General features: G+C 58.6%; 18 protein-coding genes and 1 tRNA gene. 5 read left to right on the top strand and 14 right to left on the bottom strand.

What is annotated here, in order from left to right; translation table 11 throughout:
- Positions 1 to 106: 106 nt before the first annotated feature.
- Together Q9Q94_RS11455 and Q9Q94_RS11450 are read left to right on the top strand one after the other, a co-directional pair.
- On the top strand, positions 107 to 790 hold the full coding sequence (locus Q9Q94_RS11455; RefSeq protein ID WP_305980195.1) for a transglutaminase-like cysteine peptidase: 684 nt from the start codon (positions 107 to 109) through the stop codon (positions 788 to 790).
- Between the two features lie 43 nt (positions 791 to 833).
- The gene (locus Q9Q94_RS11450; protein WP_305980194.1) at positions 834 to 2762 is read left to right on the top strand and encodes an EAL domain-containing protein; all 1929 of its coding nucleotides are present in this window, start codon (positions 834 to 836) and stop codon (positions 2760 to 2762) included.
- A 92-nt stretch (positions 2763 to 2854) separates the two neighbouring features.
- Here Q9Q94_RS11450 and Q9Q94_RS11445 read toward each other — a convergent pair whose 3' ends face one another.
- The 14 genes from Q9Q94_RS11445 to Q9Q94_RS11380 all read right to left on the bottom strand — a co-directional run bounded on the left by Q9Q94_RS11445 (position 2855) and on the right by Q9Q94_RS11380 (position 19964).
- Positions 2855 to 3523 carry an alpha/beta hydrolase gene (locus tag Q9Q94_RS11445; protein ID WP_305980193.1) on the bottom strand — a complete coding sequence of 223 codons (669 nt, stop codon included), beginning with the start codon at positions 3521 to 3523 and terminating at the stop codon, positions 2855 to 2857.
- Between the two features lie 6 nt (positions 3524 to 3529).
- Complete coding sequence (locus Q9Q94_RS11440) at positions 3530 to 3913, bottom strand: GtrA family protein (RefSeq protein WP_305980192.1); 384 nt, start codon at positions 3911 to 3913, stop codon at positions 3530 to 3532.
- Positions 3910 to 4884, bottom strand: a complete 975-nt coding sequence (locus tag Q9Q94_RS11435; RefSeq protein ID WP_305980191.1) for a glycosyltransferase family 2 protein — start codon at positions 4882 to 4884, stop codon at positions 3910 to 3912. The genes Q9Q94_RS11440 and Q9Q94_RS11435 overlap by 4 nt, the downstream gene beginning before the upstream one ends.
- Positions 4881 to 5621, bottom strand: coding sequence for a bifunctional 2-polyprenyl-6-hydroxyphenol methylase/3-demethylubiquinol 3-O-methyltransferase UbiG (locus tag Q9Q94_RS11430; RefSeq protein ID WP_305980190.1), 741 nt, complete (start codon positions 5619 to 5621; stop codon positions 4881 to 4883). The genes Q9Q94_RS11435 and Q9Q94_RS11430 overlap by 4 nt, the downstream gene beginning before the upstream one ends.
- The gene (locus Q9Q94_RS11425) at positions 5618 to 6946 is read right to left on the bottom strand and encodes a glycosyltransferase family 39 protein (RefSeq protein WP_305980189.1); all 1329 of its coding nucleotides are present in this window, start codon (positions 6944 to 6946) and stop codon (positions 5618 to 5620) included. Before Q9Q94_RS11425 ends, Q9Q94_RS11430 begins: the two co-directional genes overlap by 4 nt.
- 180 nt (positions 6947 to 7126) lie before the next feature.
- A complete protein-coding gene (locus tag Q9Q94_RS11420; RefSeq protein ID WP_305980188.1) occupies positions 7127 to 8248 on the bottom strand; it encodes a pectinesterase family protein in 1122 nt (373 codons plus the stop codon).
- Between the two features lie 241 nt (positions 8249 to 8489).
- The gene (locus Q9Q94_RS11415) at positions 8490 to 10562 is read right to left on the bottom strand and encodes a YgiQ family radical SAM protein (protein ID WP_305980288.1); all 2073 of its coding nucleotides are present in this window, start codon (positions 10560 to 10562) and stop codon (positions 8490 to 8492) included.
- Positions 10563 to 10865: 303 nt separating this feature from the next.
- Positions 10866 to 12464 (bottom strand): malate synthase A, encoded by a 1599-nt coding sequence (gene aceB, locus Q9Q94_RS11410; RefSeq protein ID WP_305980187.1) that lies wholly within the window; start codon positions 12462 to 12464, stop codon positions 10866 to 10868.
- Between the two features lie 163 nt (positions 12465 to 12627).
- The gene (locus tag Q9Q94_RS11405) at positions 12628 to 13071 is read right to left on the bottom strand and encodes a type IV pilin protein (RefSeq protein WP_305980186.1); all 444 of its coding nucleotides are present in this window, start codon (positions 13069 to 13071) and stop codon (positions 12628 to 12630) included.
- Entirely contained in the window at positions 13068 to 17429 is a 4362-nt protein-coding gene (locus tag Q9Q94_RS11400; protein ID WP_305980185.1) for a pilus assembly protein, read from the bottom strand. Before Q9Q94_RS11400 ends, Q9Q94_RS11405 begins: the two co-directional genes overlap by 4 nt.
- Before the next feature lie 4 nt (positions 17430 to 17433).
- A complete protein-coding gene (locus Q9Q94_RS11395; protein ID WP_305980184.1) occupies positions 17434 to 17970 on the bottom strand; it encodes a PilX N-terminal domain-containing pilus assembly protein in 537 nt (178 codons plus the stop codon).
- Positions 17971 to 17974: 4 nt separating this feature from the next.
- Positions 17975 to 18991, bottom strand: coding sequence for a PilW family protein (locus tag Q9Q94_RS11390; RefSeq protein ID WP_305980183.1), 1017 nt, complete (start codon positions 18989 to 18991; stop codon positions 17975 to 17977).
- Positions 18988 to 19425 (bottom strand): type IV pilus modification protein PilV, encoded by a 438-nt coding sequence (pilV, locus tag Q9Q94_RS11385; protein ID WP_305980182.1) that lies wholly within the window; start codon positions 19423 to 19425, stop codon positions 18988 to 18990. The genes Q9Q94_RS11390 and pilV overlap by 4 nt, the downstream gene beginning before the upstream one ends.
- Positions 19419 to 19964, bottom strand: coding sequence for a GspH/FimT family pseudopilin (locus Q9Q94_RS11380; protein WP_305980181.1), 546 nt, complete (start codon positions 19962 to 19964; stop codon positions 19419 to 19421). Before Q9Q94_RS11380 ends, pilV begins: the two co-directional genes overlap by 7 nt.
- 197 nt (positions 19965 to 20161) lie before the next feature.
- Here Q9Q94_RS11380 and Q9Q94_RS11375 point away from each other — a divergent pair.
- The 3 genes from Q9Q94_RS11375 to ccoS all read left to right on the top strand — a co-directional run bounded on the left by Q9Q94_RS11375 (position 20162) and on the right by ccoS (position 23005).
- Positions 20162 to 20237, top strand: a tRNA-Thr gene (locus tag Q9Q94_RS11375).
- A gap of 70 nt (positions 20238 to 20307) precedes the next feature.
- On the top strand, positions 20308 to 22797 hold the full coding sequence (locus Q9Q94_RS11370) for a heavy metal translocating P-type ATPase (protein WP_305980180.1): 2490 nt from the start codon (positions 20308 to 20310) through the stop codon (positions 22795 to 22797).
- Between the two features lie 4 nt (positions 22798 to 22801).
- A complete protein-coding gene (gene ccoS / locus Q9Q94_RS11365; protein WP_305980179.1) occupies positions 22802 to 23005 on the top strand; it encodes a cbb3-type cytochrome oxidase assembly protein CcoS in 204 nt (67 codons plus the stop codon).
- The last annotated feature ends 160 nt before the right edge of the window (positions 23006 to 23165 follow it).

Genomic DNA, 23165 nt, shown 5'->3' with positions numbered 1-23165 from the left:
TTCTATTCTGGCAGCGTGGCTTTGTCCTATGTCAAACGTCGGGAATTGTGTCGGAATGGGGCTGGCAAACAACTATTTCACGGTTTCCGGCTGAAAGAGATCGCGTGTGAGGTTTCGTCTCTGGAAGATCAAGGATATGCGCTGGCGTTCAGTGGCCCTGATGCTGTTGTTGGGGGTCTCGCTGGCGGGCGCAGCCGTGGCCCCGGAACGCATGTTGCAGGCCATCACCGCACGCTTTGGCGACCGCGGGGCGCAGGGGTTCCGCGACTGGCGCGAAATGCTGGCGCAGACCGCTGCGCTGCCGGAAGCCGAGAAGCTGCGACGGGTGAACGAATTCTTTGGCCGGCACATGCGATTCCTGCCTGACGCCAGCGTGTGGCGGCAGGTGGATTACTGGGCCACGCCGCTGGAATCTCTGGGGCAGGGAGCAGGCGATTGCGAGGATTTTGTGATCGCCAAGTATTTCAGCCTGATCGAGCTGGGGGTGGATCGCAGCAAGCTGCGCTGGATCTACGTGGTCGCCACGATTGGCGTGCCCGGCAGCGGGGTGACGGAGCCCCACATGGTGCTGGGGTACTATGCCACGCCGGGGGCCGAGCCACTGGTGCTCGACAATCTGACCACCAGCATCCTGCCGGCTTCACGGCGGCCCGATCTGGCCCCGGTGTTCAGCTTCAACAGCGACGGGATCTGGAAGCAGGGCGCTGCGACCGCCTCAGGTTCGGTCAACCAGCTCTCGTTATGGCGCGAGCTGATGCGAAAAATGAAAGAAGAAGGTTATGAGCCTTGAACATCTCTGCCCAATGGCGCACATGCGCCGGGAGGATTGAACCATGTCCCTGCTTACCCGTTTGTGGCTGAGTGTGCTGGTGGCAATGCTGCTGGCCTTGTCCGGCAGCTTCGCCCTCAGCGTGCTGACCGCGCGCAATTATCTGGCCCAGCAACTGTTCGCCCAGGCCAGTGACAGTGCGACCTCGCTGGCTTTGTCGATGTCGCAGCAGCACAAGGATGCGGCGATGCGCGAACTGCTGGTCAGCGCGCTGTTCGACTCCGGGCATTTCGAGTCGATCCGGTATTTCGATGTGGAGGGCACGCTGCAGGTAGAGCGTCTGACGACTGCGCCCGCTTCCTCTGCGCCGGTCTGGTTTGTGGCCCTGGTTCCGCTGGATGCAGCACCGGGCGAGGCGCTGGTGTCGGATGGCTGGCGTCAGGCCGGCAAGGTCGAGGTGCGGGCAAGCGCCCGCTATGCCTACGCCGAATTGTGGAGCGGCACACTCAAGCTGGCGCTGACCCAGGGCGGCATCGGTCTGTTGCTGTGCGTGGTCGTGGCGCTGCTGATGCGCTGGACCCAGAAACCCCTGCGTGCGATTGTCGAGCAGGCGGTGGCGATCGGATTTCGCCGTTTCGTCATGCTGCCGGAGCCGGATGTGCCCGAGCTGCGTGTGGTCGGGCGAGCGATGAATTCGATGGTCGGGCGGGTGCAGGCCATGTTTGCCGAGCAGGCCTCGCGCATCGAGCAACTGCGCAATGATGCCAACCGTGATGCGCTGACCCGCATGCCCAACCGCAGCCTGTTCATGGGCAGCCTGCGCGAGGCGCTGCACGACGAGCAGGCTGCGCCCGGCGGCGCGCTGGTGGTGGCGCGGGTGCTCGACCTGGCTGGCGTGAACCGGCGTATCGGCCGCGAGCGCACCGACATCCTGATCCAGGCCTGTGCCAGTCTGCTGGGTGACGTGGTGCGCCAGCACGATGAATCGGCCACCATTGGCCGTCTGAACGGGGCCGAGTTCGGTGTCCTGCTGCCCGAACTGGATGGCGCTGGAACCCAGCGGCTGTGCCAGCAGCTGCTCGAAGGCTTTGACCGCTTGTACCGCCAGGAATATGTGGATCGTGAGCCGGTCGCCGCGATTGGCTGGACACTCTATCGGCGTGGCGAAGATCTGGGCGGCGTGTTGCTGCGCCTGGATGCCTGCCTGATGCAGGCCGAATCTGCCCAGCCGCCGCTGGCCGGGAACGCCGGAGAAACGCCGCACACGGCGGCGCGCAGCGACGAGTGGCGCAGCCGCATCGAGATGGCGCTGGCTACGCGCGCATTCCGTCTGGCCTTCTTCCCCGTGCTGCGCGTGGACGGTGCGCTGTTGCATCGCGAAGCCATGCTGCGCATGCTCGACGTGGAGGGTGTGCCGATCACGGCCGGTCAGTTCATGCCGGTGGCCAGTCGGCTGGGCATGACGGCACGGCTGGATCTGCTGACGCTTGAGTCGGCCATGATCCATCTGGATGAGGAGTCGGGCGATATTGCGGTGAATCTGTCGCCGCTGTCGCTGGCCGACCCCTCCTTCCTGCCTGGGGTGCGAGCCATCCTGGGCAGCGCCGGGCGGCGTGCGCCACGCCTGTGGGTAGAGCTGTCCGAGCGTGGAATTGGCGAAACCGGCGGACTGGATGCATTGACCGATTTCGCGGCGCTGCTCAGCCAGCATGGCTGCAAGCTGGGGATCGAGCACTTCGGCCGGCACTTCTCGGCCATGCCTCGCCTGCATGCCCTGAGCGTGGATTATCTGAAGCTCGATGGCGCTTTCGTGGCCGAGATCGAGAGCAACGAAGGCAATCAGCGCTTCGTCAAAGCCGTGGTCGATGTGGCGCGCAGCCTCGAAATCCAGGTCATTGCCGAGCGCGTGGCAAGCGAAGCCGAGTGGCAGACCCTGTCCGCACTGGGCGTAGCGGGGGTAACCGGCCCGGCGGTGACGGCACGAAAGACTTGAAACTATAGCCGCCTGAAGAGCCGCATGTGGCGGACTTCTTCAGGCTGCCATGCCTGAAACCAAGGCAGGGCGCGGCTATTCAGGCAGATGCCTTACAGAGGCCCGTCCTGTGCGGCATCCAGCTGCACGCGCAAAAAATCCAGCGCATCCTTGAGCATGGCCGGGCTGATCGTGTGGCCAGCGCCATACTCCTTGAAACCCAGCTTCACTCCCAGCTCGGCAAACAGTGCGCAGGCCGCCACGGATTCGGCGTACGGCACCATCTCATCCTGCGTGCCGTGCTGGATCAGCAGGGTCAGATGATTCATCGCCTCGGCAGGTGCGGCAAACGGTGCACTGGCTGCGAGCAGGCGCCCGGCAATGCTCACCACCGAGCGCAGATGGCGCGGGGCGGTGAGCGCCAGTGCCAGTGCCATCGCGCCGCCCTGGCTGAAGCCGAGGATGTGCACCTGATGCGGGTCCGCCCCCAGCGCCATCACGGCATCGTTGATCGCCTGAATCAGCCACAGGCGACTGGCTTCGATTTCCGCCTCGTCGAAGATTGAGCCTTGCGCCGTCTCCGTGCGCTCGTACCAGCGGTAATAGCCCGGCGCCATCTCATGTGGTGCACGCAGGCTGATGACCATGAAGCGCGGGTCGAAATACTGCGCCAGCTCGAACAGATTCTCCTCGTTGGCGCCCTTGCCGTGCAGCAGCACCAGCAGGGGCGGACGGTGGCTGGGAGGTGTGGCGGGACGGCGCAGGTGGTAGCTGAAATTCATGTGTGTTCAGGCGTGGGGAAACACGAACAGGCGATTCAGGACATAACCGACAATGGAAACGATCACGACTGAAGCGGCAACGCCGAGAAGGTAGTGCTGATTCAGCAGGAGCGCGATTTTTACGCAGCTCCAGGAGATCGTCAGACCGACGAGCGACACGGCCAGGAAGCGCGGGTAGCGCGTGCGGTCGCCCTGCATGCTGGCGAAGGTCCAGCGGCTGTTGACCAGATAGGAGAACAGGTTGGCGCACAGGAAGGCGCCAACGTTGCCACGCGCCGGCTGCCAGTGCAGCCGCTCGACCAGCAGCAGCACGACGGCCATGTGCGCGCCGGTATTCGCGACGCCGACCAGGCAGAAGCGCACAAAGCGCCCGAACTCGGCTTGGATCATTCGGAGGCCTTACCTCCACGTGACTGCACAGAGCGGATCACGAAGGGCGGGCGACGCTTGCTTTCCAGATAGACGCGCCCCAGATATTCGCCGATGACCCCGAGGCCGATGAGCTGCAGGCCGGACATGAACAGCATGACTGTCAGCAGCGAAGCATAGCCGGGCACATCAATGCCCTGGATCGCCGTGCGCAGAATGATGAACGCGCCATAACCAAAGGAAGCCAGGGCGACCAGGATGCCCACATAGGTCCAGATCTTGAGCGGAGCGGTCGAGAACGAGGTGATCCCTTCTACGGCGAGGTTCCACAGCTTCCAGCCAGAGAACTTGGTTTCGCCGAATTCGCGCTCGGGGCGCACGTAGTCGATGCTGGTGGTACGAAATCCGGCCCAGGCGAACAGACCCTTCATGAATCGACGACTCTCTGGCAGGCTGGCCACCACCTCAACCACACGACGATCCATCAGACGGAAGTCACCCACGTTGTCGGGAATCTTGACCTCGGACAGGCGATTCATCACGCGGTAGAAACCGGCCGCCGACTGGCGTTTAAGGAAGCCGTCGCTGCTGCGGTCGGAGCGGCGGGCCAGCACGACTTCAAAGCCTTCTTCCCATTTTTCCAGCATGGCCGCGATCATTTCGGGCGGGTCTTGCAGATCGGCATCCAGGGGGATCACCGCGTCACCACTGGCCTGCGAGAGGCCGGCTGAAAGCGCTGCTTCCTTGCCGAAATTGCGCGACAAGTCGACCACGATCAGTTCAAAGTTGGCGGGGCTGGCCGCATGCAGTTTGGCCAGCGTCGCGTCACGGCTGCCATCATTGACGGCAACCAGTTCCCAGTCGTAGCGCTGTGAATCCACAACACCATCAATCGCCGCCAGCGTGTTGTCGACATTGGGTTCTTCGTTGTAGAAGGGGATGACAAGCGAAATGCGGCGGCGGGTGCCGGCGGGGACGTTACGAGAAGTCATGACTGTTTGGCTTCCAGAATGGCCAGCAGCGAAATGCCGAATGGCAGCGATGCGCGGCGGACGAAATGCCTTTCCGCGCCGAAAATATGGCTCATGGCTTTATTGATGAGCGCTCCCGGAATTGCAGTGCCGCTGGCCGTGGGGTTGCCTGTCAGGCGATCCTTGATGCGGGCTGCGATTGCGAGCGGAAACAGCAATGTATTGAAGTGTGAAAGCCGGGTAGCGTGAAGGCCCGCGCGTTCAATCTTGAGTTTCAGGTTTGCCGCGGTGTAGCGGCGGATGTGATGCAGATGCACATCATGTGAGCTCCACATCCACGGGTTGGCGGGCACCGTAATGATGATCCGGCCATTAGGCTTCAGGAGCGGGCCAAGAGCGTTCAATGTTTCCTGATCTTCCTGGATGTGTTCAAGCACGTCAAACAGGCAGATGAGGTCGAATTTCTCTCCGTTATAAGGAATCTGGTCCGGGCAGCGCCCCGCCTTGATGGTGAAGCGCCCGCCGGTTTTGCCGATGGCGATCTCGCGTGCAACCTCATCGAGCTCCATGGCGCAGGTCTGTCCGAATCCGGAAAGCATTTCAAGATTGCCGCCGGTGCCAGAGCCTATTTCCAGAATCCGTGATTCTGGCGGAAGCTGAAGCTGGCTGATCAGGGTCGATGTGATCGCCCGGCGACCAACGAACCACCAGTGTCTGGCTTCGGTTTCGGCCATTTCGATATAGGCTTGTGGATTCATGTCAGAGAAACCTCGGCATCTTTTTTTGGTATGGGTGTTGCGGTTTGCAGACCTTGTGGCCGGAAGCTGCCGGCCAGCAAAAGCAGCTGTGCGATCAGCAGTCCTTCAAAGGGTTTGCGGTAGCGCCCTTCATTGACGACGACCAGTCCCAACCCCTGCAAAACGAACCACAGCACGATCATCGAAGGCAGCAAGCGTTCGCGCTGCCGACGCCACAGCGATACGGTCAGCAGCACTCCGGCGAGGCTCATGGGGGCCCAGATCCAGCGCAACTGGTGGTTGATCTCGCCGATCAGGCGTTCGCGGTTGGTGTCGGGCCAGGATTCGGAGAAAAACAGGAAGATCAGATTTTCCTTGGTGAGCCAGAGATAACGTGGCAGATCAAGATCAAGCTTGGCCTTTTCGGTATCCCAGTCCTCCGCGCCTTTGTCCATGTCGATCTTGAAGCGTGCAATGCCTTCGCGGCTGGTGTGCCAGTCCGAGAGCGGAGCGAACGGACGTGCGCCCATGGAGGGTGAGCCGAAACCATAGCCCCAACCGGCTCCCTGACGCTTGAATTCAATGTTGATTTCGAAGCCGCCCGAGCGGGCATACAGTGCATTCAGGCCACCAATGCCATGTGGGGCAACCAGATGGGCGCGATCCAGGCTGCGCACGGTGAGCGGACCAAAAACAACGGCAAGCAGCACAAGTGAGACCGCTGCGCGGCGAACCCGGTCACCTTGGGCCATCCATAGCCAGACCAGCGCCAGCAAACCCAGTGGCAAACAGATCGAACGGGTCAGGCCGGCCAGCGTCCACAGGATGGCCGCGGCGACAAAGGCTTGCAGGGTGGGCTTGCGACGGCAGCGCCAGGTGGCCCACAAGGCTGCGCCGAGCAGCGGCAGCATCAGGGTTTCCTGCATGAAATAGCTGTAGATGGCCGTCCATGATGGCAGCCAGGCCAGAATTGCCCAGCCGAGCAAGGCGAGATTGCGGGAAGGCAGCAATTCACGCAGGAATCTGTACCAGAGCCAGGGCGTGAGCAGCGACAGGGCCGCCGTATAAAAACCGATCAGCTTCGGGATGCCCAGGGTCAGCTTGGCCAGAATGCCGATATAGAGCTGGTACAGGATGGGGTCCATCAGGGCGATCGGATCGTCGCGTCGGGCGTCGATGCCCTGTACCCAGTGGCGCTCAGGGTCACTCCAGATGTGATCCATCGGGTTGTAGGCAAACACGACCCAGATGCGGTAGCAGCAGCCCAGTACGATCAGTTGCCAAAGTACGAAGGGGATGAACGGGCGTACGCGATCCATCATTTCGCGCATTTTCGGGTACAGCACAGGTTTGCTCCTCGATCTTTAATTTTATTTGTGGGCAATGATAACGGCAGCCAATGAGGATTGGCGTTGGGTGCAGTGCCGCATGTAAGGGATTTCGGTGTTTTGGTTGTATCAATGTCACCGACACGAAAAAGCCCGGAGGATTGGCCTCCGGGCTTTGGGGAAGAAAAACAGCAAGGATCAGTTGCCGCTGCCCGTTCCGGTGTTGTTGTACTCGCTGAAGCGGGCTGTAGAGCTGCTGTAGGCCACGCCATTGGTGCCCGGCCCCCACGGAGCGGTCTTGCGTACGTGCGCGCCGATCGCCGTCTCGCGAATCACCAACTGACCCTTGGCGCCGGACTCAGCCCAGTTGCGGCCCAGATAGACCACGTTGCTGGGCGAGCCGCCGGCGTAGTTCAGCGTGCTGCTGATCACGAGGAAGCCGTAGCTGTTCGACGACTGGGTGCTTGGCGCGAAGATGTAGCTGGCGGCCGAGGCGCCCAGCCGTGTGGCGTTGTACTGGATCGTGCAGCCGTAGAACGCGGCGGTGCCGTGGCCGAAGATGAAGTCGGTGTCACCCTGGATGAAACTGGCCTTGAAGAAAGCACGGTTGGTGGTCGAGTAGCTGTAGGAACCGATGTACAGGGTGTCCTGATTGCCGATGACCTGCACGTTCTCGAAAATGGCTTTGTCACCACGGACCGACAGCGCCAGTGCGGACTGGTTGCTGCCGCTGTAGGTGCCTTCGGTGTAGCTGTTCTTGAAGGTCAGGTTGCGGGCGCGGAAATCCGTGGCAGCCACGTTGAAGGTGGCGCTGCTGGAGGTGCCGATGGTCGTGGCGGAACTGTTGCTGGTGCAGGCATGTGTGGCCGAGCCCGAGGACTTGGGGGTCAGATTCGAGTTGCCGTAGTAGATCACCGTGTTGGCCGCCGTGGCGTCCAGACCGTACAGGGTGATCGGCGGCGCGGAACTGGGCACGCAGACCACTTCCTTGTAGCTGCCGGCCTTCACGCTGATGTATTTGCGCGCTGTGCCGCCGGCCTTGACGGCGGCGTTGATGGCGGCCTGGATGGTGGTGTAGCTGGCGCTGCCGTCGGTGGCCACCTTGTAATTCGCGGTGAAGCCGCTGATGGCGCCTACGCCGCTGGAGGGGTCCCAGCTGCCGCCGTTCGACATGTATTTGGCGACGGTGTAGCTGGCCGCCTGACTGCTGGTGAGTTGCGGCCGGGCGGTGGTGCTGCTGACGGCGCTGGCCGGCAGGCTGAGCAGGGCGCAGGTGGCAAGGGTTATCGCCACACCGGCACGGGTGTAGATATGTTGCATTGAATGTCTCCAATCCATTATTGGTGGTTGTCCGGTCTCTTGAGAGACTCTGTTCCGCAGGTGCGGTAGTCGGATTGTAGTCTTGCGACCGGTAACATCAAGAGGCTTTCATGCCCTTTCGTGACGGATTTGTGGATTGGCGGGGGCGGGGCGATTTGATCCGCTGCGGGCATGCGCCCGGCAGCGGATTTGCCGGAAGACTTTCCCGCCGGATCAGGGCTGCTTCGATACGGAGGCGGGCTTAGCCCTTGCGCTTATGGGGTGCTCGAACAGCCGCCTGTGACGGCGTTCTGCGGGCATTGCTGCCGGAGACGCCCGCCGGACGCGGCTTCGCAGCATGCATGGCTGAAGACGCCCACGGCACAAGGTGCTGCGGGCTGTTGCCGATCAGATCACGGCGCCCGATTTCGTTCAGGAACTCGCGCAGCAGTTCATGGTTTTCCGGGTCGTGATAGCGCAACAGCGCCTTGTGCAGCTTGCGCTGTTTTGCCAGACGCGGGGTTTCCACATCTTCCGAATCCTGGCTCACGCGGCGCAGCGGATTCTTGCGCGAGTAATACATGGCCGTGGCCATCGCCAGCGGCGTGGGCGTGAAAGCCTGGACCTGATCCGGGCGGAAGTTGTTGGCCTTCAGCCACAGCGCCAGATTCAGCATGTCCTGATCTGCTGTGCCGGGATGGGCGGCGATGAAGTAGGGCACCAGATGCTGGGTCTTGCCGGCTTCCTTTGAATACTTGTCGAACATCTTGCGGAAGCGCTCGAAAGTGCCGATGCCCGGCTTCATCATCTTCGACAGCGGGCCTTCCTCGGTGTGCTCCGGGGCGATCTTCAGGAGACCGCTTACGTGATGCGTAACGAGTTCCTTCACGTACTCCGGCGAGAGCACCGCCAGGTCGTATCTCAATCCCGAGCCGATGCTGATCTTCTTCACGCCGGGAATCGCGCGTGCCTTGCGATAGAGCTGAATCAGCGATTCGTGGCTGGTATTGAGGTTCTCGCATACGCCCGGATAGACGCAGGACAGACGCCGGCAGGAGGACTCGATTTTCGGGTCCTTGCAGGCCATGCGGTACATGTTGGCGGTCGGCCCGCCCAGGTCCGAGATATGCCCCTTGAATTCCGGGATCTTGTCGCGGATCTCTTCGATTTCCTTGATAATCGACTCGTGCGAGCGGCTCTGGATGATGCGGCCCTCGTGCTCGGTGATCGAGCAGAAGGTGCAGCCGCCGAAGCAGCCGCGCATGATGTTGATCGAGAAGCGGATCATCTCCCAGGCCGGAATGCGCGCTTTGCCGTAGCTTGGGTGCGGGGCGCGGGCGAAGGGCGCGTCGAAGACGTAATCCATCTCTTCGGTGGAGAGCGGAATCGGTGGTGGATTCAGCCACACATCGCGCTCGCCATGCGTCTGGCGCAGCGCGCGGGCGTTGCCCGGATTGGATTCAAGGTGGAACACGCGCGAGTTGTGGGCGTAGAGCACGCGGTCTTCGACAATGGCTTCATAGCTCGCCAGGCGCACCACGGTCTTGGCGCGAGCCGCCTTGCGGGCTGCGACGCGGGCGGCGGCGGGCACGATCTGCACCGGCAGCGAGCCATCGGCGTTCGGTGCCGTTGCGGTCTGCTGCGGCTCCATGGCGTAAGGGTCGGGATGTGGATCGACGCGGCCAGGCTTGTCCAGACTCAGCGAATCGATCTCGCTCCATTCCGCGTCGGGCAGCCAGTCGCGCTTGACCATGAAAGCCGTGCCGCGCAGATCGCGGATTTCGCTGATGGCTTCGCCGGCCGCCAGGCGATGCGAGAGCTCGACCAGCGCGCGCTCGGCGTTGCCGAAGATCAGCAGGTCGGCTTTCGAATCCGGCAGCACGGAGCGGCGCACCTTGTCGCTCCAGTAGTCGTAATGGGCGATGCGGCGCAGGCTGGCTTCGATGCTGCCGATGATCACCGGCACGCCGGGAAAGGCTTCGCGGGCGCGCTGGGCGTAGACCGTGACGGCACGATCCGGGCGCTTGGCGGGTGCGGCATCCGGCGTGTAGGCGTCGTCCGAGCGCGGTTTGCGATCCGCCGTGTAGCGGTTGATCATCGAATCCATATTGCCGGCGGTCACGCCGAAGTAGAGATTCGGTTTGCCCAGTGCCCGGAAAGCTTCGGCCGAGTGCCAGTCCGGCTGACTGATGATGCCCACGCGAAAGCCCTGCGCCTCCAGCAGCCGCCCGACGATGGCCATGCCAAAGCTGGGGTGGTCGATGTACGCGTCGCCGGTGACGATGATGATGTCGCAACTGTCCCAGCCGAGCTTGTCCATCTCGGCCCGAGTCATCGGGAAGAAGGGCGCGGGTTTGAGTTTTGGCCGGTGGCGGGGCCAGCTCGCGAGGGGGCGGGGATCGGTTGAGGAGGTCTGCATCAGGACTGGATTCTACCGGCTAATCCTCCTGATCAAGCCACGGTGCTGGCGTGGGTATCTGGTCGACAGGCGCGAAGGCGGCTAGCCCGGTCTGCTGACGTGGGCCGAAGAGCCGCATCGGGTGGCGTTCTGCAGGGGCCGTGCTCTGCAGCCCGCCTCCAGCAAGGGTCTTCAAGGAGCATGCCTGAAGATGTCCGTTGGAAGCGGGCCTGCAGTCCCTTAATGCATGGCCTCGTACAAAGGCAGCGTCAGGAATTCAACGTAGTCTTCGCTCAGGGACATCGTTTCAAAAATCCGTGCTGCCTGTTCGTAACTGGCGATGCTTTCACCCTGTGCGGTAACAGTGCTGCAGACATTGGCCAGCTCTTCCGGGATGAGTTTGCGCACCAGCGCGGCATCGACCTTGCGCCCGTCCTCCAGCACGCCCTTGGGGGAGCGCACCCATTGCCACACCTGTGAGCGGCTGATCTCGGCGGTGGCCGCATCTTCCATCAGGTTGTGGATCGGCACGCAGCCATTGCCGGCCAGCCAGGCCCCCAGATAATGGATGCCGACATTGATGTTGTTGCGCAATCCCGCTTCGGTGATCGGCTGTTCGGGCTGGAAATTCAGCAGGTCGGCTGCGCCATACACATCGTCGCGCTGCTTGTCCCACTGATTCGGCCGCTCACCCAGCACCTTGACGAATTCTTCCAGGGCAATCGGCACCAGGCCGGGATGGGCGACCCAGCCGCCATCGAAGCCGTCATTGGCGTCCCGCGTCTTGTCGGCACGCACACCGGCCATGGCTTTGTCGTTGGCTTCCGGATCATTCTTGATCGGGATCAGCGCGGCCATGCCGCCAATCGCCGGAGCGCCGCGCTTGTGACAGGCGCGTACCAGTGACAGCGCGTAGGCGCGCATGAAGGGTACATTCATGGTGATCGCACCACGATTGGCGAGGCAGAAGTCCTTGTTGTTCTTGAACTTCTTGATGCACGAGAAAATGTAATCCCAGCGTCCGGCGTTCAGCCCCGCGCTGTGCTCGCGCAGTTCATACAGGATCTCTTCCATCTCGAAGGCGGCGAGGATGGTTTCGATCAGTACCGTAGCCTTGATCGTGCCGCGTGGAATACCCAGCTCGTCCTGCGCCATGCAGAAGATATCGTTCCACAGGCGTGCTTCCAGATGGCTTTCCATCTTTGGCAGATAAAAGAAGGGGCCAGCGCCGCGTGCCATCTGCTCCTTGGCGTTATGGAAGAAAAACAGCGCGAAATCGAAGATGCCACCGGAGACGCGCTGGCCGTCGATCAGTACATGCTTCTCGTCCAGATGCCAGCCGCGCGGGCGCACCTGCAGCGTGGCGATCCGTTCATTCAGACGGTATTCCTTGCCCGCTTCGTTCGTATAGCTGATCGTGCGGCGAATCGCCTCAAACAGATTGATCTGTCCCTGTACCTGATTGAACCAGTTTGGCGAATTCGAATCCTCGAAATCCGTCATGTACGAATCCGCGCCTGAATTGAAGGCGTTGATGATCATCTTGCGCTCCACCGGCCCGGTGATTTCCGTGCGGCGGCGATGCAGGGCCGCCGGGAGCGGAGCAATACGCCAGTCGCCAGCGCGGATCGCCTTGGTTTCGGGCAGAAAATCCGGCATCTCGCCGGCGTCGATCCGCGCCTGACGCGTCGTGCGCGCTGCCAGCAGGGCTTGGCGTTGCGGCTCGAAAGCCCGATGCAGCTTCGTTACCAGCGCCAGAGCATCCGCGGTGAGAATGTGTTCAAAGCCAGGGTGAATCGGGGCGTTGATCTGAATGTGGGCGGGCAGGGCGAGCGACATGGGAAGTCTCCGGGGAAAAGAGGGGCGTGTGCTGCAGTGCAGTGTAGCCGGCTTCCCCCTGGACGGAAATCTGCTGAAACCCTCTATGTCGAAAGGTAGATGTAAAAACGCCAGAGGCAAGCTCTGGCGTCGAAGGAAGTGCAAGGACAGCGTTTTTCGCGGGCTATTTCTGCCAACAAGCTGCCGCCGTGGCTCCGCTTGCCGCACCCGTGATGTTTTGCTGCCCCAGCTGGTTCAAAGTCAGTGTTCCGCATTTATCCGCTATCTGACCACCCTGAGGGACCGCCTGGATAGTGAAAGAATTTGCTGTAGGAGAGCCCGCGACGAAAGAAATCGAATAGGCCGCAGTTCCTCCTGATTTTGGAGACTGAGTCGATGGCAGACTGACGGCTGCTCCGCTGGACGTGGTGCTGTAGCTGTTTGCCTCGGTGAAATTTCTTTCCAGAAATTGCGCCGCTTCCAGCAAAACTGTCTTTGCATCGCCACGTTTGCCCCGCAGGATGTATTCCTGATAGCTGGGGTAAGCAACCGCCGCCAGAATACCCACGATAGCAACCGTGATCATCAACTCAATCAACGTGAAGCCTGCTGCTGTTTCCCTCATCATTTGATTTGTCTCCAGGCTGCCATCAGACGAGCAGCCTTGATTTTGAGGCTCTCAACTCCGCCGTCACTTGGCTTGAGCAGATATTTCTGCGTATCAGTCCGGGTTGTAGCCGGAGCTCCACCAAAGCCGAAACGAACTCCGCTGACCGGTTGGCTCCCGCCACCAAAATTGTCTGCCGTAGTGAAGGAACCATCCTTGTTCAGATCAAAGAAGGGGCTGCTCAGTGCAGATCCGGTCTTGTAGTCAAGGGCCAAGACCCAGCTTGAGCCTCCGCCGTCGCAACCATCGCTGCTGGGTACAAAGGTTGTGAAGAGGGCGGTGTTTCCGGAGAGAAGCGGGGTCGATAGGACACGCTCCCCGACTGCCACTGTTGTACCGGAAGACGTCAGGTTTACCAGGTCAAGGTACCAGCCTTTCTTGCTTGCAAAATCAACGGTCTTGTTTGAGGTCTCGCGGATTTCCCAATCATAGCTAGCCTTTGTGTCGGCATTGGTGAACGTGCCTGAAGTTTGCTTGGTGATCTTCTGTTCGACAAGATCGCTTCGGACAATGGAAGGATTGCTGGCCAGATTGTCCAGGACTCCATACAGACTTTGAGTCGTCACATCACCGTGGTCTGTGTCGGTGTAGTACTTGCCGGTACCGAAGAGCACCATCAACCCGCTGTTGGGGCCGACATCAACTTGCGGTGCTGCAGTAATGGGTTGCGCTGTCGAACTCGCATTGGTCGCAGTGAAGACCTTGCTTGAAGTCCAGGCTGTCGGGCAGTTGCCGCCGTTGTTTGAAACATTGAATCTCCACATCCGACCTTTAAGATCGCCCGCGTAGATGTATTGCGCGGTGCCTGCGTCAGACAGGATGACTGTCGGCGAACCCAAACCGTTGTCGGTTGAAGTCTCAGAAGCGTCGGCGGAAAGCATGCAGTAGTCCTGACCTGCATCCCAGCCATTCGCGTCAGTCAAACTTGCATCCAGATAGACGATGAACAGCTTTGCCTTGCCGCTGGAAGAGTCCGGGCCATTGCCGGTAACGACAGCCCAGCGTCCATTGGCCATCTTTGTGATGATGGGGCGGTTGAGGGTGTAACCCAGTTCGGCATTGGTGAACTCCCAGGTGATCTTGCTGCTGTCGAAAGACGCAGGATCGTTCGTTACATCGAGCGCGAACAGTGATTTGCCACCCGCGCCTGTCGACCCGATCAAATAAGACTTCCATGCCTTCGCTCCCGATGGACCCATGTAAGCATCGCCATAGTGCAGGGGACCATCGACGAAGTATTTGTGATTGGATGCGTAGTTCGTTGCAGCCAGGTTTTTCAGATTCGAGATCACGCCATCCGGAATGAAGGCAAACAATTCTGCGCCTGTTGCTGCATTCAGGGCGTGCAGCATGCCGTCGTTAGCGCCGACATAGACGGTTTGCGCCCCGGCTTTCTTTGCCTTCAGATAGGCAAGATAGGTGCTTGTCCCGCCTTCGCTTCCGGGTAACCTGTCATAGCCGAAATCAACACCTCCGCCATAAGTCGGATCTGAATTCACGATATCGCCGAGTAAACCGCTGCGTTTGCGGTAATTGACGCCTTCATTACTTTGGTCGCCACGCAGATAGGCAACCAGGTTGGTCTGGTTCGTGCTGGTAATAGTTGTTGTGCCAAACGCCGGCGCTTGTCCGAGGCGGGTGATCTGATCCGCATGCAGGTTGGCATATTCAAAAGGAGTCCCTGTTGCCGTATAGGTGGTGGCCGGGGATGTCTTATGCATTTTCCACGTAAAGATCTTGCGATCTGAAGGGGCTGGAATCTGCGTCGAGGCCGTCCATGCCTGGGCTCCTAGGGTGCCGTTGCTATTGATCTTGAATGCACGCAGTTCCCCCGTCCAGTCTTCCGCATTGAAGCTGGCCTGATAAACACGGGTTTCCGAGTTCAGGCGCGTTGTGTTCAGAGACAGCAGCGTAGAGGACGCTGCCCGTTTGACGACTTCATTGAAGGCCTTGTCCAGTTCTTCATACAGTTTTGCTGGATTGGTCACCAGATAGTAATTGTCGGGAGTACCATTGCCATCGGCATCCCATTCCGTACTACCGTCAAGTTTTCCATCCTTGTTTGCATCATTGAAACCACCATACTTGGCTGCGTACCAGAGTGGATCGTGGGGTATAAATGTTGCAGCGGAAGATCCGCCGGTAAATGTTCGGGTTGAAGTTAAGGGAAGGGCGCTGCTTGGATGTTGGGGGACATCCAGAAAATAATTGACGTCTGCCGGATTGCCGCCGTCGTCACGGTCCTTAACGACTAGATACACACCATCCGCATTAGTTCCCGAGATGACATATCCCATGTGCTGAAGAATGCCACCGTATGCATAATCCGAGCTGACCTTGACTTCGACTGTTTTATCCGCCAGCAGTGATATCTTGTAGGTGGCAATGGCGTCCATATCATGATCGGCGCCTTGTTCAACGTCTTCAAAATTGATTTTGAATTCGTAGTACGGGCGTCCGCCATTTACGGTTGAGTCCTGATTCGATGAGTCGGTATTTTTGATGACGTCAATATAGAAATCAACCAGCTGGTTTGTTGGCTGGAAGCTTCCCTTTGTGCTGGAAATCCCGGAGCCCCCAACTGATTTTGAAAACGGGATGACTGTAACGTATTTCCCGGAGCCGACAGGAATGCTGACGCGAGGCAGTGGTGAGGCCATGGCGACAGAAAATGTCTGAACCTTCTGATCGCCTGTTATGGCATTAACGTCATTGATGCGCGCCCATTGCGCGACGCCTGCCGAATAATAGGAGCCTTCTTTTGTTGGCTCTTCCGGAGCTAGTCCCCGGATGCTGCTGAATCCGTTGACGACCTTCCCGGTAGGGGCGCTGTCTTTGGTGGCGCCGGACTGCCCGACAAAGTATGAGCCTCCTTTGGTCAAACCTTCAGCGGCCCAGATGGCATCTACTTCGTTACTCACATTCAGGGTTGAGAACGTGTCTGAAAAACCGCTGGCCAGAAAATTGCTGTTTGCGCCCGGAATTTCGTCGGAGTCGAACGATGGATAAATGTCGCTGATCGCCAGCATGAATGGCTTTGCACAAGTCTTGGCTCCGCCGCCACCGGTGGCTACTGACTTGTAAGGGTCCTTCCAGGTCGCGACAGGGAGCTTCAAGGTGCTCTCTTCGCCTGCATTGACTGTGGTAAGAAAATTCGCGGTTGGGGTCTTGCCTGCAAAGTAGCGAACGGCTTCATACATCATTTCGCCAAGCGGATTCCCCCACATCTGGCATTCACCGCTGTTGATGGCGCGTGTGGTGATCCAGCCGCAGGTATATTCGTTGCTGCCGCCGAATCCGGTGACTTTCAATCTGTTGATGGCGTTTACAATTGCTGCATCGTTGTCGTTTTGCAGCTTGAATTGTCCTGTTCCTGCATCAATTTCGTCAGTGAAACTCCCTACATTTTTCCTTAAAACTCCCCCTGATTTGTTTTTGCTGTAACTTCCAGTGAGCAAGCCGAAATGCATGCTGTCTGTTTCGCCATATTTTTGCAGGAGGCCAGTTGGCTTGTTACTGCCGCTGGAATATTTTGTACATACAGAATCCAGCAAGCCTGAAACACATACTTGAACACGCACGATATGATCGGTGAGTGTGCCTGTACAAGTCTGGTTTGTGCCTCCAATGGTGGCGCAATCTGATCCTCCCACGGGCCGCTCTTTGGAAAGCCACTCCCAGACGCGGTTGGATGAGTTCGTACGCAGACGTAAAAGAGGGTCTGTCTTGCCAAGCAGGGTCAGGTTTGCGAAGAGGTGACGCTTGCCAGAGGTAGGCTGGCTGAGGGGCGTGTATTTGGTGATGTCATAGCCGTTGACTGCCGTACTCGTATATTCTTTTCCCCAGGCATGGGCGTCCTGGGGAATGAAGGAGCGCTGCAGTACGGTTTCGGTTGCCGTGTCTGAATAACGATAGCCGCCGTACAGGACACGGCGCAGCGCATCCATGCGCGACGTGGTCAGGTAATTGAGAAAGTTCCCGCTCCAGGCTCCAGAGCACTCCATGTTTGTAGTGGTACTCTTGGGCTCAAAGCGGCTATTTGTAGTGCTGTAGTTGTAGCAGATCTTTGAATCAAAATAACCAAGATATTCCATGCTTGGTTTGAAACCAATCTCAGGTATTCCGTCTCCGTCAAGATCTGATGCGTCATTGTAAGCTTCGTAATAAAGCTTGTGATCGCGCTGCATGACCAGCATCATCAATGGAGGTGCGCTGGTTCCGAGGAAAAGAGGTTTTTGGGATGGAGCCGCAGCAACCAATCCGCAAACCGAAAATAGGGAAAGTGCTAAAAAAGATGTGATTTTGTTTGGGGTTTTCATTTGCTCAGTCCTCCTGAACAATCGTGCCTTGCACGATGGTTTCCGAGCGGTTTGATGCGCCGGATGAAATTGCAGTTACGCGATATGCGCGTTTTGCGCGTTCCCCGGCTTTCCAGACGCCGGTTGTTGCTGGGATTGTTTCCACTACATACTTCGGAGCAGACGTCACTCCGTTGGCTTTTGTAGCGGTCAAGGCTGCAGTTGTCCAATCAAAACTCTCTGACCAGAATTTGAATTCTGAGATGTTGTTGCCGCTTCCATCCGTAAATGTGGTGATCTGTTGGTTATAGCCTGTAGCCGATCCGTCATATGCTTTTCCTGCCAGATCTGTTTTGAATGCTTCGCGCAGGGCGCCTTCTGCGGATTGGAATGCAATGTTGCTGTCGCGCATATTCCCCGCCATGCGTTCTTCAAGAGTTGATGTTCGCATGGCTGTAATGCCCAGCATGGTCAGCAATAACAAAACAATCAGACCAACCAGTAGTGCTGCTCCGCGTTCCTTTCTTTGATAAAGGGGAGTGTGAGTTTGAATGATATTCATGGTGTTATCCTGCCCTGTTGCGCAGTGCGATTGTGGTCGTGACTTCCCGACGTAGCCTTCTATCGGTGGCAGTACCAAGAGAATTGCTCTGTGCTGCGGTTGCGACAAAATCTTCTGCGGAAATATGAGTCAACGTGATGCGTATGCTTACGACCTTGGGCCACAACGATCCGCTTTCGGCATCCGCGGCGGTAACATATCTGTCTGCTGCGAAGTCGTCGTTGTCATCAATTCCGTACGAAATTTGCATTCCGTCGATGCCTTCCACTAGTTCTTGTGACGTTCCATCCGAGCTGCGCAGGACGAAAAGGGACGGAAGACCACTGGCGTTATTGCTAACGTAATAAACTTTTGTGCTGATTTTTCTTAATTCGCCGTTTATGAACGTGTTCGACAGATCTGTTGTTGAATTGCCTGGTGTTTGGGATCCGGTGATGTGTGAAATCGTGTCTGTGCCCGATGCGGTTGCAACTGACGTTGCCTGAAAAACCGTCGCAGAGCGGCAATTACTAGCCAACAGAACATCTCCCGCTGATATACCGCTTTTTTCACTGACAACCAGATCTGCAGATGCCGAGGCGTGCGCTGTTACGGGACCACCGCCTTCATCAATCGAACGGATTACAAGGATGTCGCGTCCGCCCAGTGGGGCGGTTATAGCCGCGTCCGGGGTTGTATTCCATGCGGTTGATGTACTTGCCTCGTATCCGGAGACTGGGACTGAAAAGTTCCACAACAGCGCATTCGGGGTGGTCAGGGCATTACTGAAATTGACATCCTGACCGGCGCAGCCGTAGAAGGCGGTTTGTCGGACGTCCCGTGAAATGAGGTCAAAAGCGATTCTGACGCTCTCTTGCAAGCGGGCAAGATTGTCATTGGTTCTAAATGTCTGTTTGGACGATACGTAAACGGCACTGACTGCCGCTAGTACAATCAAACCAAGGACCATAGAGACCATCAATTCAATGAGTGTCAGTCCAAGTGAGTTTTTGGGGCGGGTGGTTCGCAGGTTGTTTTTCATAGACGACTTCTCACGGAAAAGCTGTTGCTGGGGGCTCCGCTCTTACTCTCATCCCATGCAATCGTAATTGTTACTTCTCCGGTGACTGCGGAAACGTCGATGGAGCCGTCACCGGAGGGAAGGCGGGCGGCTATCTCTGTTAACCAATTGCTTATATCGGTCTCCGCAGTAGAGGTTCCTGTAGGTACTGCATCCCCCAGTGCTCTGTCGTAATTTTCTGCGATGGCGGCTGTTCTGTTGGCTCGCATGGCATCGGCAATGCTATAAGCCAGAATAGAAGCATGAGACCTGTCCATGGCAACCTTGTTGCTCGACAAGCCGGTAATTTGAAGGGCGGAAAACCCCAAAATCCCTAGAGACATCACCACCATTGCGACAAGTACTTCAACAAGCGTCGCGCCACGCTGCTTGGTTTTTTTTTGTGAAATCAGCATGATTTCTTTCCTGTAGAAGCTCTGCCTGTCATGTTCAGGACGGTTTGCCTGCCTTCTGAGAGGTTGGAAGCGCAAGTCCCGAAGCTGGCTCCGCCGGTTTTTGCATTGGCCGCGTCAACACCTTCTGCTTGGCCGGTACGGCCAAAGACGACACCTCGGGCATTGCCTGCTGCTGGCGACAGGGTGACGTTTGAGGGAAGGGCAGTGAATGTTCGCAAGACGTCTTCCGTGTTGTCTTTTGTATTGTTTCCGTTCGAGTCGACGAAAACAATCCAGCCTTGAGCCCACGAGCTTCCGGCGCTGCAGTCAGGAGCGGCACTTGCCGCGTCCGCGGTGTTGCAGACCATGACTGGGGTGCCTCTCATAACGGCTTCTGAACGCGCATACATTGTGGCCGAAACCAGTTCGTTAGTCGTTGTTGCAACCCGGTTGCGTTGAATCATGTCTCGCATGGAAGGTGCAGCAATGCTGACCAGAACAGCCAGCACAGCCAATGTGATCATCAGTTCAACAAGGGTAAAGCCGAGATCTTTTTTCATGGTCGTAGCGTGGTTGGCAAAATCGCCAAATTCAACAATTTCGCGATGAGAGGGGATTGAGCAGGGATGGATGGCTGGAGAGTGCGGCTGATCCGGGTCTTTGCTGGACTATTGTACAAACGAACAAATTGATCGCGTTGTTCAAAGATGTCCCCTGTTGAGGTATTCGATCTGATCGCATACAATCCGCGTCCTTCGCTGCTGTAGCTCAGTCGGTAGAGCAACTGATTCGTAATCAGTAGGTCACCAGTTCGATTCCGGTCAGCAGCACCAGTTCCATGGAAAGGGTTGTGTCTTGGACACAGCCCTTTTTTCTTGCCCGCGTTACGGCCGGTGCTGGTTGATGCTGCGTTGTAGAATCGCTTTCCTGTCTTTCGGTCCGGCCATCGTGACTACCGGTTTTCAGACTTCCGTCGAGCTTTCCTGCTTCCATTGTGGTCAGCCCGTGCCTGCAGGAACAGCGCTGTTTGTTTCAATGGATGGAATTCCGAGACAGGTGTGCTGCGCAGGCTGCCAAGCGGTATCCGAGGCCATCATCGTGAATGGTCTGGCTGACTATTACCGCCATCGGGCTGCGCTGCCTGAGCGGCCGGAAGAGGCTTTGCCGGCAGAACTGCAGGAACTGGGCTTGTTCGATCACCCGAACTTTCAGCAGAGTTTCGTGCGTCCCTTGGTCGGAGATGAGCGGGAGGCCGATCTGATCCTGGAGGGAATTACCTGTGCAGCCTGCGTATGGCTCAACGAACGCCATCTGACGCAATTGCCAGGGGTGTCCGGCGTGCAGGTCAACTATGCGACGCGGCGTGCACGTATTCGCTGGCACGAGGGAGAAATCAGGCTCTCGACGATCCTGGCGGCTGTCGCGTCAATCGGTTATCGCGCACATCCTTACGACCCCTTGCGATCTGAAGAACTGGCCCAGCGTGAACGGCGCAGTGCGCTGTGGAGGCTGTTTGTCTCGGGTTTCGGGATGATGCAGGTGATGATGTACGCCGTGCCTGTATACATGGCAGGCGAGGGTGAAATGAGCGTCAGCGTCGAATCGTTGATGCGCTGGGCAAGTTTGTTGCTCACCTTGCCGGTGGTGTTCTATGCCGCGGCACCGTTTTTTCAAAGAGCTTTGCGGGATCTGCGTTTGCGGCGGGTGGGCATGGATGTGCCGGTTGCGCTGGGGGTGGGCTTTGCGTTCGTGGCGAGTGTGTGGGCGACATTGGCGGGCGCTGGGGACGTGTATTTCGACTCCGTGTCGATGTTCGTGTTCTTTTTGCTCGGTGGGCGTTATCTGGAGATGCTGGCGCGCCAGCGTGCGATGCGTGGTGCCGAAATGCTGGGGCGCCTGTTGCCGAGTTTTGCACGACGCCTGACAAAGGACGGAGGGGTTGAAGAGAGGGTTCCTGCGAACCTGCTGGTCGTGGGGGACCGGGTGTTGGTGCGGCCTGGCGAGACGATTGTGGCGGACGGTGTTGTGCGAGCCGGGCATAGCGAGGTCAATGAAGCCTGGTTGACCGGCGAGAGCGCGCCTGTGCTCAAGGCGGTTGGCGCCACGGTGTTGGGCGGCAGTCTGAATGGCAGTGGCGTGCTGGAGGTGGAGGCGCAGCAGGTAGGGGAGACGACCCGACTGGCGACGATTCGTCGCTTGATGGAGCGTGCCGCCGCTGAACGACCAAAGGTGGTAGAGCAGGCCGACCGTATCGCAGGAGTATTTACTCTTGTCCTGCTCGGATTGGCATTGCTGTCGGGGATGTACTGGTGGCAGGCCGACGCTGCGCGAGCTGTGCCGGTTTTCGTGGCGGTGCTGGTTGTGAGTTGTCCTTGTGCATTGTCGCTGGCAACGCCGGTGGCCCTGACGGTGGCAACGGATGCGTTTGCAAGGGCCGGGTTGCTGGTGACGCGGGGGCATGCCATCGAGGCGCTGGCTCGTGCTGGACATTTTGTATTCGACAAGACTGGGACCTTGACGACCGGTGCATTGCGCCTGGAGGAGGTGGTGTGCGCTGAAGGCGTGGCACGCGAGCAGGCGTTGAGCTTGGCGGCCGCGCTGGAGTTGCATTCCGAACATGTGATTGCGCGGGCGCTCGTGCTTGCCGCAGGGGAGAATGTTTGTGCGGCTACCCGTCTGGAGATCCGCCCCGGACAAGGCTTGACAGGCCGCATTGATGGAGAGCCGCATGCGCTAGGGTGCTACGAGCATGCCGCTCGTTTAGCCGCGTCAGACTTGCCTTTCCGTCTTGTTGCGCCAGAGGGGCGAACCATTGTTTATCTGGCGCGGCAAGGGCAGTGGCTGGCTGCATTTGCTCTGGCTGACAGCTTGCGCCCCAGTGCGTATGAGTTGGTCAAAGGGCTGCGCGAGGCGGGCTGCGGGGTCAGCATTTTCAGTGGCGACGCGCAGCCTGCCGTGGCTGCCGTGGCCGAGACGCTTGGCGTGATGGATGCCAAAGCCGGTCTTGCCCCTGAAGGAAAGCACGCGGCACTTCAGGCTCTGCAAGGGCGCGGTGCCGTGGTAGCCATGGTGGGTGACGGGATCAACGATGCGCCTGTGCTGGCGCAGGCGCATGTATCCATTGCAATGGCGGGGGGCACCGAACTGGCGCGTAATCAGGGTGACATTCTGTTGCTCAATGATGAGCTGGGGCGTCTGCTGCTTGGTCGTCGTCTGGCGCACAAGACGCTGGCCGTTATCCGCGAAAATCTTGCTTGGGCACTGGCTTACAACCTGCTGGCCATTCCGGCGGCAATGCTTGGCTGGGTGACCCCATGGATAGCAGGGATTGGCATGGGACTCAGTTCGCTGCTGGTCGTACTGAACGCCCTGCGGATAGCGCGCGTAAGATAAGCACATGGAAAACAGCCTCTACATACTTATCCCTCTTTCCGTGCTGCTGGTCTTCGTGATCGGCCTGATCTTCCGGTGGTCGGTCAAGAGTGGGCAATTTGATGATCTTGAGGGGCCAGGCTTCCGTATTCTCATGGATGACGATTCGTCTCCGTCGGCGTCAGACAAGACTGAACCCAAGGATGAAGAAATTAACACTTTGGTGTAGGCCGATTGATTTCGGTCAAGCCGCCGGGCGGCCAAAGGGGCATACTGCACACATGCCGACGGGGGCGTCGGCGGCGAGAAGAAAACCGGTTGCAATGACTAGGTTTTCTGATCGTGAAGTCTCTCTGTTGGGGTTGGGGGTGCGCTTGTCGCACCCTTTT

Source organism: Uliginosibacterium sp. 31-16, assembly GCF_030730865.1.
Taxonomy (GTDB): Bacteria; Pseudomonadota; Gammaproteobacteria; order Burkholderiales; family Rhodocyclaceae; genus Uliginosibacterium.
The sequence above is the reverse complement of the archived record's forward strand: the minus strand, read 5'-3'. Positions and strand labels throughout refer to the sequence as shown.

Bases quoted from the DNA above. Each gene is read 5' to 3' on its own strand.
- Q9Q94_RS11445 (WP_305980193.1), bottom strand. From the start codon at position 3,523: ATGAATTTCAGCTACCACCTGCGCCGTCCCGCCACACCTCCCAGCCAC.
- Q9Q94_RS11420 (WP_305980188.1), bottom strand. From the start codon at position 8,248: ATGCAACATATCTACACCCGTGCCGGTGTGGCGATAACCCTTGCCACC.
- Q9Q94_RS11390 (WP_305980183.1), bottom strand. From the start codon at position 18,991: ATGAAAAACAACCTGCGAACCACCCGCCCCAAAAACTCACTTGGACTG.
- Q9Q94_RS11400 (WP_305980185.1), bottom strand. From the start codon at position 17,429: ATGAAAACCCCAAACAAAATCACATCTTTTTTAGCACTTTCCCTATTT.
- Q9Q94_RS11370 (WP_305980180.1), top strand. From the start codon at position 20,308: ATGCTGCGTTGTAGAATCGCTTTCCTGTCTTTCGGTCCGGCCATCGTG.
- Q9Q94_RS11405 (WP_305980186.1), bottom strand. From the start codon at position 13,071: ATGATGAGGGAAACAGCAGCAGGCTTCACGTTGATTGAGTTGATGATC.
- ccoS (WP_305980179.1), top strand. From the start codon at position 22,802: ATGGAAAACAGCCTCTACATACTTATCCCTCTTTCCGTGCTGCTGGTC.
- Q9Q94_RS11450 (WP_305980194.1), top strand. From the start codon at position 834: ATGTCCCTGCTTACCCGTTTGTGGCTGAGTGTGCTGGTGGCAATGCTG.
- Q9Q94_RS11395 (WP_305980184.1), bottom strand. From the start codon at position 17,970: ATGAATATCATTCAAACTCACACTCCCCTTTATCAAAGAAAGGAACGC.
- Q9Q94_RS11415 (WP_305980288.1), bottom strand. From the start codon at position 10,562: ATGACTCGGGCCGAGATGGACAAGCTCGGCTGGGACAGTTGCGACATC.
- Q9Q94_RS11435 (WP_305980191.1), bottom strand. From the start codon at position 4,884: ATGACTTCTCGTAACGTCCCCGCCGGCACCCGCCGCCGCATTTCGCTT.
- Q9Q94_RS11440 (WP_305980192.1), bottom strand. From the start codon at position 3,913: ATGATCCAAGCCGAGTTCGGGCGCTTTGTGCGCTTCTGCCTGGTCGGC.
- Q9Q94_RS11380 (WP_305980181.1), bottom strand. From the start codon at position 19,964: ATGAAAAAAGATCTCGGCTTTACCCTTGTTGAACTGATGATCACATTG.
- aceB (WP_305980187.1), bottom strand. From the start codon at position 12,464: ATGTCGCTCGCCCTGCCCGCCCACATTCAGATCAACGCCCCGATTCAC.
- Q9Q94_RS11430 (WP_305980190.1), bottom strand. From the start codon at position 5,621: ATGAATCCACAAGCCTATATCGAAATGGCCGAAACCGAAGCCAGACAC.
- pilV (WP_305980182.1), bottom strand. From the start codon at position 19,425: ATGCTGATTTCACAAAAAAAAACCAAGCAGCGTGGCGCGACGCTTGTT.